Annotated in this window: 7 protein-coding genes and 3 pseudogenes; 6 read left to right on the forward strand and 4 right to left on the reverse strand. The window is 62.2% G+C overall.

Annotated features, from left to right (window positions below; genetic code table 11):
- Positions 1-102 precede the first annotated feature (102 nt).
- The 3 genes from BT98_RS26845 to catC all read right to left on the reverse strand — a co-directional run bounded on the left by BT98_RS26845 (position 103) and on the right by catC (position 2,268).
- On the reverse strand, positions 103-996 hold the full coding sequence (locus BT98_RS26845) for a LysR family transcriptional regulator (RefSeq protein ID WP_162175661.1): 894 nt from the start codon (positions 994-996) through the stop codon (positions 103-105).
- Between the two features lie 256 nt (positions 997-1,252).
- The gene (locus BT98_RS0119480) at positions 1,253-1,981 is read right to left on the reverse strand and encodes an SDR family NAD(P)-dependent oxidoreductase (RefSeq protein ID WP_019463462.1); all 729 of its coding nucleotides are present in this window, start codon (positions 1,979-1,981) and stop codon (positions 1,253-1,255) included.
- Positions 1,978-2,268 (reverse strand): muconolactone Delta-isomerase, encoded by a 291-nt coding sequence (gene catC / locus BT98_RS26850; RefSeq protein WP_019463461.1) that lies wholly within the window; start codon positions 2,266-2,268, stop codon positions 1,978-1,980. The genes BT98_RS0119480 and catC overlap by 4 nt, the downstream gene beginning before the upstream one ends.
- A gap of 207 nt (positions 2,269-2,475) precedes the next feature.
- Here catC and BT98_RS0119485 point away from each other — a divergent pair, with 207 nt between their 5' ends.
- The 4 genes from BT98_RS0119485 to BT98_RS0119500 all read left to right on the forward strand — a co-directional run bounded on the left by BT98_RS0119485 (position 2,476) and on the right by BT98_RS0119500 (position 6,446).
- A complete protein-coding gene (locus tag BT98_RS0119485; RefSeq protein WP_019463460.1) occupies positions 2,476-3,378 on the forward strand; it encodes an FAD-dependent oxidoreductase in 903 nt (300 codons plus the stop codon).
- A gap of 49 nt (positions 3,379-3,427) precedes the next feature.
- Entirely contained in the window at positions 3,428-4,441 is a 1,014-nt protein-coding gene (locus BT98_RS0119490) for a cyclase family protein (protein WP_019463459.1), read from the forward strand.
- 251 nt (positions 4,442-4,692) lie between these two features.
- A complete protein-coding gene (locus tag BT98_RS0119495) occupies positions 4,693-6,033 on the forward strand; it encodes a short-chain fatty acid transporter (RefSeq protein WP_026033625.1) in 1,341 nt (446 codons plus the stop codon).
- A gap of 116 nt (positions 6,034-6,149) precedes the next feature.
- The gene (locus tag BT98_RS0119500; protein WP_019463457.1) at positions 6,150-6,446 is read left to right on the forward strand and encodes a YciI family protein; all 297 of its coding nucleotides are present in this window, start codon (positions 6,150-6,152) and stop codon (positions 6,444-6,446) included.
- A 12-nt stretch (positions 6,447-6,458) separates the two neighbouring features.
- On the opposite strand, the pseudogene BT98_RS0119505 reads toward BT98_RS0119500, so the two are convergent.
- Positions 6,459-6,788, reverse strand: a pseudogene (locus BT98_RS0119505) (transposase); the annotation flags it as partial.
- A 113-nt stretch (positions 6,789-6,901) separates the two neighbouring features.
- On the opposite strand from BT98_RS0119505, the pseudogene BT98_RS0119510 reads away from it, so the two are divergent.
- Positions 6,902-7,360: pseudogene (locus tag BT98_RS0119510) on the forward strand (IS5/IS1182 family transposase); the annotation flags it as partial.
- Positions 7,361-7,734: 374 nt separating this feature from the next.
- A pseudogene (locus tag BT98_RS26855) lies at positions 7,735-8,344 on the forward strand (IS256 family transposase); the annotation flags it as partial.
- Between the last annotated feature and the right edge of the window lie 243 nt (positions 8,345-8,587).

Genomic DNA, 8,587 nt, shown 5'->3' on the forward strand with positions numbered 1-8,587 from the left:
CCCCGCCGTCAGTGGGGTCCCGTTTGGACGCCGATCACCCCTCCAACAGGGTTCCTATTCCATGCCGATCCACACAGTGTCCTCTCGGCGCCTACAACCACCTCATATTGGCGCAAAATTAAGGCTTTTCAGCAATAGTTCGAGGGGTGGACTTTCACGGTCGCGGCGATAAATGAGTGCAATCGGAGCCTTAACAGTTACGTCTCTGAGCGGGCGATAAACGACGCCCGGCAAATGTACACGCTGCATACATTCCGGCACGATGGCGACGCCCAAGCCCGCAGCCACCAGCGAGATAATGGAGGCAAATTGCGGCGCGCGATGAACGATATGCGGTGTGACACCAACCTGGGCCCAGGCGGAATGAGCAGCGGCAGAGAAGCCCGAATTGGTGGGTAAATGCGTGGAGATAAAATCGGCCCGGTCGAATTTTGCCAGATCAATCTCTGCTTCCGCAGCGAATGGATGGTCTTCAGGAAGCGTGATCCACAGATCCTCGTAATGAAGGATCCGTGCCTCAACCCCATCGGGTATATCAGGGAAAGGCAGCCGGACCAGCCCCGCATCGAGATTGCCCGCCGCGACCTCGGGAAACTGCCGATCGAGATCCATCAGCGTCAGATGGAGATCGATCTGTGTCGCCAGAGGCCGGAAATGCGACAGAAGCCGCGTCAGCACCCCATTATAAGCAATCGCACCGATATAGCCGATCCGCAGCTCGCCAAGACCACCGCGCCCGGCACGCAGTGCCACGTCCTCGGCTCGGCGCGCCTGACGCACCACCGCACGCGCCTCGGGAAGGATGAGCTCGCCCGCCGCGGTCACTGAGACGCGCCTGCGGTTGCGATCGAACAGCAGCGTGCCGACGATGTCTTCCATCTGCTTGAGCTGCTGGGTCAGCATCGGCTGGGAGATTCCCAGTCTCTGCGCAGCCCGCCCAAAATGAAGCTCCTGGGCCAGGACGGTCAAAAGCTCGTAATGCTTGAGGGTGAGCAAGCCGAACTCTCCTATGAGAGAGCCAGCAGGTCGCCAGCGCGCCCCAGGCCCGTTGTTATCGCACCTGACCATGGGTGCCGAGTTGCCGCGAACAAGCCACGGGAAGTTCAGGAACCGCGGCGAACTGCCGTAGGTTGGCCCCCCACTGCAGATGCAACACATCGGACACCGATCTCCTCGCCTGGGGCGCCGGGGCTCGTTGTCTCCGGCGCGCCTCAGCCCGACCCAGCCCGCGAAGCCTGCCTCCCGAAAGGGTTCAGTTCCCTGCGAGCCCCACCGTCACGCCACCGCAGACAAAGAGACTCTGGCCCGTCACGAAGCCGGTTTCCTCCTTGCAGAAGAAGGACACGGCGTTGGCGACATCGTCCCCAGTCCCCATCCGCTTCACCGGAACCCTGTCGATGATAGCCTGCGTTAGAGGCGCATTCGGTGGGTTATTGTGCCAGAAAGCCTCCGTACCGATCGGTCCCGGAGCAACGCAGTTGACAGTGATCCCGAAGGGGGCGAGCTCCAGCGCCCATGTTCGCGCCATGGACTGGGCGGCCCCTTTCGTAGCGCTGTAGAGGCTGCGAAGCTCCTTGCCCAGCGTCACGCGGCTCGTGTTCATCACGATCCGCCCGTAACCCGCCGCCTTCATCGCAGGCACGAAAGCCTGCGCACAGATCAACGAGGGCCGCAGGTTGACTGCGAAGAGTCGGTCGAAATCGCTCAGCGCCACGTCCTCGAGAGAGGCCGGAGCGACGATGCCCACATTGTTCACGAGACAACTGACCTGCTCCTCACCGGCGATCCGCGCAGACACATCCTGTGCCGCGCCCGCGTCAGACAGATCAACCTGCACAAAGCGGTCCGGCGCTCCGGCGCCCGTTCCTGGGACGGAGATATCCAGCGCGATGACATGAAAGCCGTCCCGCTTCAACCTGGCGACGATCGCCACGCCGATGCCGTTGGCGCCCCCCGTAACGACGGCAGTTCTCTTGCTCACTTGTCGTCCTCGCGAACCGAGGAGGGGTGCCGATTCAACGCTCTGACCTCGATCGCCATCCACGGGTAGAGCGGCAGTCCCGTCAGAATCTCATGCAGATGTGCATTATCCCGAACATCGAAGATCGACAGATTCTTATAGGACCCGGTAACACGCCAGATATGCCGCCAGATACCCTGCCGCTGTAGATCCTGCGAATAAGCCTTTTCTCGCGCCTTGATATCGGCCGCTCGATCTTCGGGCATGTCGGGCGGCAAAAGCACTGTCATTTCAACCTGAAAAAGCATGTCACCCCCAAAGGACAATTCTTCGGCCCGCCGCTGGCGCGGCGCTGGCAAAGCCAAGCGTGACAGGGAGCTGGACCCTCCGGACGAGCCGGCGCAGCGAGATACCCGTCCGCTGGCTGCGCTTTGCCCTCCCACCTGTGGTCTTATACGCATTGATTATCTCAGGGGATGGGTTATCCAGTCAACTTATAACACTCTGGAAGGAGGATGGGCGTGACCAAGGAGGGCTCTATGAGGATCGTCATACTGGGCGCCGGCGTCATGGGCACCCGTCTGGCTCGGCACTTCGCACGGGCGGGCTACTCCGTGGCGGTGATCGACCCTTCGGCACCATCGCGCGCCAAGTCGGAGGAAGCCTTGGTGCAAGTCACCGGACCTGGTCCACAGCTTTTCTTCGCCGGTGCCGTGAGCGACCTGCCCGAAGGCTGGCAGGCCTGTGACCTGGTGATCGAGGCGGTTCCAGAAGTCTTGGAGATCAAGCAGGCGGCCCTGGCCGCACTGGAAGCGTGGCTGCCGACGACGACGCTGATTGCCTCCAATACCTCGGGCCTCACGACATCCAGCCTCTGCGAGAAGATACGTCACCCGGAACGTCTGGCGATCGCGCATTTCTTTAACCCCGCGGACGTTATCCCCGTGGTGGAGCTCGTAGCCTCCCCTACCATGGCTGCACCGCGGCTTCAGGAACTGGCGGATCTTCTGGCCGCATCGGGCAAGATCCCGGCGATCTTGCACCGCGAGGTGCCCGGCTTTGTCGCGAACCGCATTCAGCATGCGATGATGCGCGAGGCATTTCATCTGGTCGAGGAAGGCGTGGCTGATCCCGAGACGATCGACCAGATCGTCCGCTGGACCATTGGAGTGAGGCTGGCGTTCTTCGGTCCCTTCGAGCAGCGCGACCTGAATGGACTCGATACCCACCTGTCCATCGCCAGCTATCTGTATCCCTTCCTCAGCGCAGCAACCGAGCCCTTTCAGCAGCTCAGGGACAAGGTGGCAGCGGGGGCATGCGGCCGCAAATCGGGCGAGGGCTTCTACCGCTGGGATGAAGACCGCCTAGCGCGTCAGGCCCGCTCCGAAGAAGCACTCACGCGGCTCATCGAGGAATAGAGCCTGCGCAGGGCGCAGCCCGACGTGGCTGAAAACTAAGGACAATCTCATGCAAAGATGGAAAAATCGTCCCGATGGATCCAACTGGGGCCGCTTTGGCGATGACGATCAACTCGGAACGCTGAACTTCATCGGTCCCGAGCAGCGCCTTGCGGCTGCGCAGGAGATCCGCGAGGGCCTGAGCTTCTGCCTCTCGTTGCCGCTGGACATTCCCGGCACGGTCAACATCCACCCCCGACGCAAGCCACCACGCCTTCAGCCGACCTTTCTGGGCGACACCCCCTACATCAATTATCCCCTGGATAATGTTGATGCTGGGCTGCAGGATGTGCTCAGCGACGATCAGGTGCTGCTGTCGACGCAATACTCGACTCAGTGGGATTCCCTGGCGCATGTAGGCGCGCTGTTCGACGCGGATGGAGATAGCGTGGCCGAGCCCGTTTACTACAACGGCTTCCGCGCGGGCAAAGACGTCGAGGGCGACACGGCCGATGGGGTCCACGGCTCCTATGCGCGCAAGCTCTCCGTGGCTCCGATGGCGCAGACCTGCGTTCAAGGTCGCGGCGTTCTGCTCGATCTGGTGAGAGCACTGGGCATGGGGCGCAGCGTCGTGACACTCGAGATGCTGCAGAATGTGATGACAGCGCAGAAGGTCACGCTGCGCGAAGGAGACATCCTGACCCTGCGCACGGGGTACGCCGAAGCCCTCTGGGACATGCAAGCAAACCCCGATCCGGCCAGGCTCGACCAGACAGGCGCGACGCTCGACGGCACGGACGAGGCGCTACTCAGCTGGATTGATGACACTCGGCTTGCTGCGATCGCCGCGGACAACTATGCGGTCGAGAACCCTCATGTGGAGCGCGCGCATTGCTGCTTCCGGCTGCCGCTGCATCACCACTGCCTGTTCAAGCTGGGCCTGCCCCTGGCTGAGCTCTGGTATTTGCGCGACCTGGCCAAGGCCCTGGCAGAGCGCGGCCGCAACGCCGTGTTCCTGACCGCACCGCCTTTGCATCTGCCGGGCGCGATCGGCTCGCCCGTCACGCCGGTGGCAACGATCTGACATCGGCAAAGGGGCGCTGCAGCCCGCAGTGCGCCCCGGCCCAACCATTCCGCCGCCTGTCGGCCATCGGGCCAAGGTATCACGAGACGACCGACGGGTGAGCAGGGCCGTCGTGGAGTGCAAACCAGGCGATGACCCGGAGGGGAATCAGAGCCGTGCCACCGATCGCGGGGCACGGCTCTATGCCAGGCAGCAGCCGAGCAGACCATCATTCATAGAGATGCGCTGTTCGCTACAAAGGAGGACAATTGGTGGACAGGATTGTCAATTTCTTCACGTCGCTGATGCGAAAATACATGCCAGATTCGTTCGCGATCGTGATCTTGCTGACCCTCGCAGTCATGCTTTTGGCAGTGACGGTGGAAGGCCAGTCGCCTCAGGCGATGATCACGGCTTGGGGGAACGGCTTCTGGAGTCTTCTCGCCTTTACGACGCAGATGGCTGTCATTCTGGCGATGGGCTATGTTCTTGCCACGGCGCCATTGGTCAACCGCTTTATCAACAAGATCGTCTCTCATATTGAAACGCCCAGTGCCGCTATTGCCGTGGCGACGCTGGCGGGCGGCATCGGCAGTTATTTGAACTGGGGTTTCGGCCTGGTCCTGGGCGGGATCGTTGCCAAGAAACTGGCGATCAAGGTCCGGGGGCTGCACTATCCACTGGTCATCGCGGCTGCATATAGCGGGTTCACCCTCTACGGCTATGGTCTCTCGGCCAGCGTGCCGCTGATCATCTCGACGCCCAAGCATCCGATGGAAGCCACCATGGGCGTCATCCCACTTTCGGAGACGATTTTCGCCTGGCCCGTGATGCTGACTGCGCTGGTCATCCTGATCGTGCTGCCTATCGTCAACGTGCGCCTTCAGCCACGTGAGCCTTCTGCGATCATCGAGATCTCTGACGAGTTGCGCGCCGAGGAGGAGGCTGCGACCGTTGCACCGCAAACAAGTAGCAGCACGACCATCGCAGACCGAATCAACAACAGTTCCATCATCAGTCTGGTGATCGGTGTCATCGGCCTCTGCTACGTCGCCTTTCACTTTGCCGCAGGTGCATCTCTTGATCTGAACCTCATCAATTTCATCATTCTGTTCCTGGGCATCATTCTGCATGGGACGCCCGCAGCCTACGCCAAGCAGCTCACGCGTGGGGTTTCGACGATCTCAGGCATCATCCTGCAGTTCCCGTTCTATGCCGGGATCATGGCTGTGATGACCGCTTCGGGGCTGGTGCAGTCGATCTCGCATCTCTTCGTTCAGATCTCGACAGCGCAGACCCTGCCCTTCTGGGGTCTGGTCAGTTCTTTCGTGATTAACTTCTTCGCGCCTTCGGGTGGCGGCCACTGGGTCATCCAGGGTCCCTTCATGATCGACGCAGCCAAGACGTTGAACAGTTCGCTTGCACAGAACGCCATGGCGGTACAGCTCGGGAATGCCTGGAATGACCTTGTGCAGCCGTTCTGGATTCTGCCAGCACTGGCACTCTCCAAGCTGCGGCTACGCGACATCATGGGCTACACGGTGATCCTGATGTTCGTCGTCGGCGTTATCACCATTGCGCTCCTACTGTTCTGGGGCATTCTGACCCACTAAGCATGGAGCGAACGTCAACGCGTGCGGACCATGGCCTGCCTGTTCCAGATCGCGCTCAGGTGCGCTGGTGCTGGCGATGACACAGCCCGCACCTTTGCCTGAGGTGAAAGCACATCATGCCCTACATCATCGAAACATGGGACAAGCCGGACTATATGCCGATTCGCATGCAGCACCGCCCCGCGCATCTGGAGTTCCTGAAAGAGAACGCCAGCCTGCTGTTGTCCTGCGGAGCCAAGTTGAACGACGACGGGGCCGATCTGGGCGGGGGTCTCTACATCGTCGCTCTGGAAAGCCGCGAGGAGGCGCAACGCTTCATCGAAAATGATCCCTTCTACAAGGTCGGTCTATTCGAGCGGGTTGCCATCACCCGCTGGCGCAAGGCCTATGTCGGTGGGCACTCATACCTATAGAGTTGTTCCCGATTAGGTTGTGACGGCTGCATCGTCTTCGTAACCAGCAGCGGTGACGAAGTTGCGGCACTCCTGCGGGGTGAAGCGGGCGAAGGCGTCCTGGATGGTCTGGTGCAGGTCCGTGACGGTGCGCGCCGCGGCACCGCGCAGCACGGCTTTGAGCTTTGCGAACACCTGCTCGATCGGGTTGAACTCGGGACTGTAGGGCGGCAGGAACAGCAGGCGTGCGCCCGCAGCCTCGACAGCCTCGCGTACGCCGCTCACCTTGTGAACGCACAGGTTATCCAGCACCACGGTGTCGCCGGGCCGCAGTGTCGGCACCAGGGTGTTGGCCACGTAGTCCGCTCTGAACAACCTCCAGTGTGCTGATCTGGTGGGGAAGTCTGCTGGATTTGGTGCTATGGAATTGCAAGGTTTGGTTGGAACCGGGCCGTATTCCTGCGATTCTGGCGGGCATGAAGCACCGCCTACGCCCGCCGGAACAGGCCGACCTGCTGCGTCCGCGCCTGCTCGACATAATCGATAGGCGGCATGAGCTCGTGCGGCTGGCGGGGCTGATCAATTGGGCCTGGTTCGAGCGAGCATGGGCGGGCTTCTTCCCCGCCCACGAGGGCCGGCCTGCCGCGCATCCGCACCTTGTCGCTGGGCTGCTGTACCTCCAGCACGCCTACAGGCTCTCCGACGAGGCCGTCCTCGCCCGCTGGGTGGAGAACCCGTATTTCCAGCACTTCACTGGGGAGACCTTCTTCCAGCACCGCGCGCCCATCCACCCCTCCTCGCTCAGCCGCTGGCGCGGTCGCATCGGCGAGGAAGGTGTCGAGTGGCTGCTGACCGGGACGATCGAGGCAGGCCGCGCCGCGGGTGCCGTGTCGGAGCGCAGCCTGGCCGAGATCGCAGTGGACACGACGGTTGTCAGGGTTCTTTAACCAGGATAATCAGAAATTCGGATAAATCAGATGGTTAGTGCCTCTGATTTCCCTTGACCATGATAATCCGTTTCCTGAAGATGATAATTGTATCGATATTGGATCGTTGTTTGTGCCCAGGATCGAGATCCATGGACCCAACGATGTAGTCTGGGCCACAGGCGAGCACCGGCTCCGGGTGCTTACACCTCTCGCACGTACCGACCGGAGTACGGCCGGTGAAGTGGATGCCGCGGCCCGAGAGGGTCGTGTCCCTGGGCGTGGTGTAGGACCTGACCGCCGGATCTGAGGCGGTCACCGCGGTGGTTCATGGCAAGGTTGGGTTGCTGAGACCGACAACCCCAGACCTTGGACCGACCACGATGACCGACGAGACGATGGCCCTTCGGGGCCTGCTGGAGAAGTCCGCCGATGCGACCTTCCTCCGAGAGATGATCGGCTTTGCTGCCCAGCGGCTGATGGAGCTGGAGGTGGGGAGGTAACAGGAGCCGCCCACGGGGAGCGCTCCCCGGACCGCCTGGTGCAGCGGAACGGGTATCGCGAGCGGGACTGGCAGACCCGGGCGGGCACCGTCGAGCTCCGGATCCCCAAGCTCCGGCGGGGGAGCTACTTCCCGGCCTTCCTCGAACCCCGGCGGACGGCGGAGAAGGCGCTGACGGCGGTGATCCAGGAGGCCTACGTCCACGGCATTTCCACGCGCTCGGTCGATGACCTGGTCCGGGCCATGGGGCTGGAGGGCGTCGAGCCAAGAGCCAGGTCTCCCGACTCTGTGCCGAGATCGATGAGCGGGTGCACGACTTCCTGGGCCGCCCCATTGAGGGCGACTGGCCCTACCTGTGGCTGGACGCCACCTACGTGAAGGTCAGGGAGGCGGGCCGGATCGTCTCGGTCGCCGTCACCATCGCGGTGGGCGTGAACGCCGATGGCCGCCGCGAGGTGCTCGGCATGGCAGTCGGGGCCTCCGAGGCGGAGCCCGATGCGCAGGGCGCCAGGCGACAGGGCGCACCGTGTCCGACCAGCTCCGCCCCGAGGTGCCCAAGCTCGCCTCGCTGATGGATGCGGCCGAGGAGGACGTGCTGGCCTACATGGCATTCCTAGAGGCTGTTGTGGACTGACGTGAGGGCCAGATTTGCGGGATGACTGTGGATCGGCATGGAATAGGAACCCTGTTGGAGGGGTGATCGGCGTCCAAACGGGACCCCACTGACGGCGGGG

Source organism: Roseomonas mucosa ATCC BAA-692, assembly GCF_000622225.1.
Taxonomy (GTDB): Bacteria; Pseudomonadota; Alphaproteobacteria; order Acetobacterales; family Acetobacteraceae; genus Roseomonas; species Roseomonas mucosa.

Coding starts and splice junctions, on each gene's coding strand:
- BT98_RS0119490 (WP_019463459.1), top strand. CDS start 3,428: ATGCAAAGATGGAAAAATCGTCCCGATGGATCCAACTGGGGCCGCTTT.
- BT98_RS0119500 (WP_019463457.1), top strand. CDS start 6,150: ATGCCCTACATCATCGAAACATGGGACAAGCCGGACTATATGCCGATT.
- BT98_RS0119485 (WP_019463460.1), top strand. CDS start 2,476: ATGGGCGTGACCAAGGAGGGCTCTATGAGGATCGTCATACTGGGCGCC.
- catC (WP_019463461.1), bottom strand. CDS start 2,268: ATGCTTTTTCAGGTTGAAATGACAGTGCTTTTGCCGCCCGACATGCCC.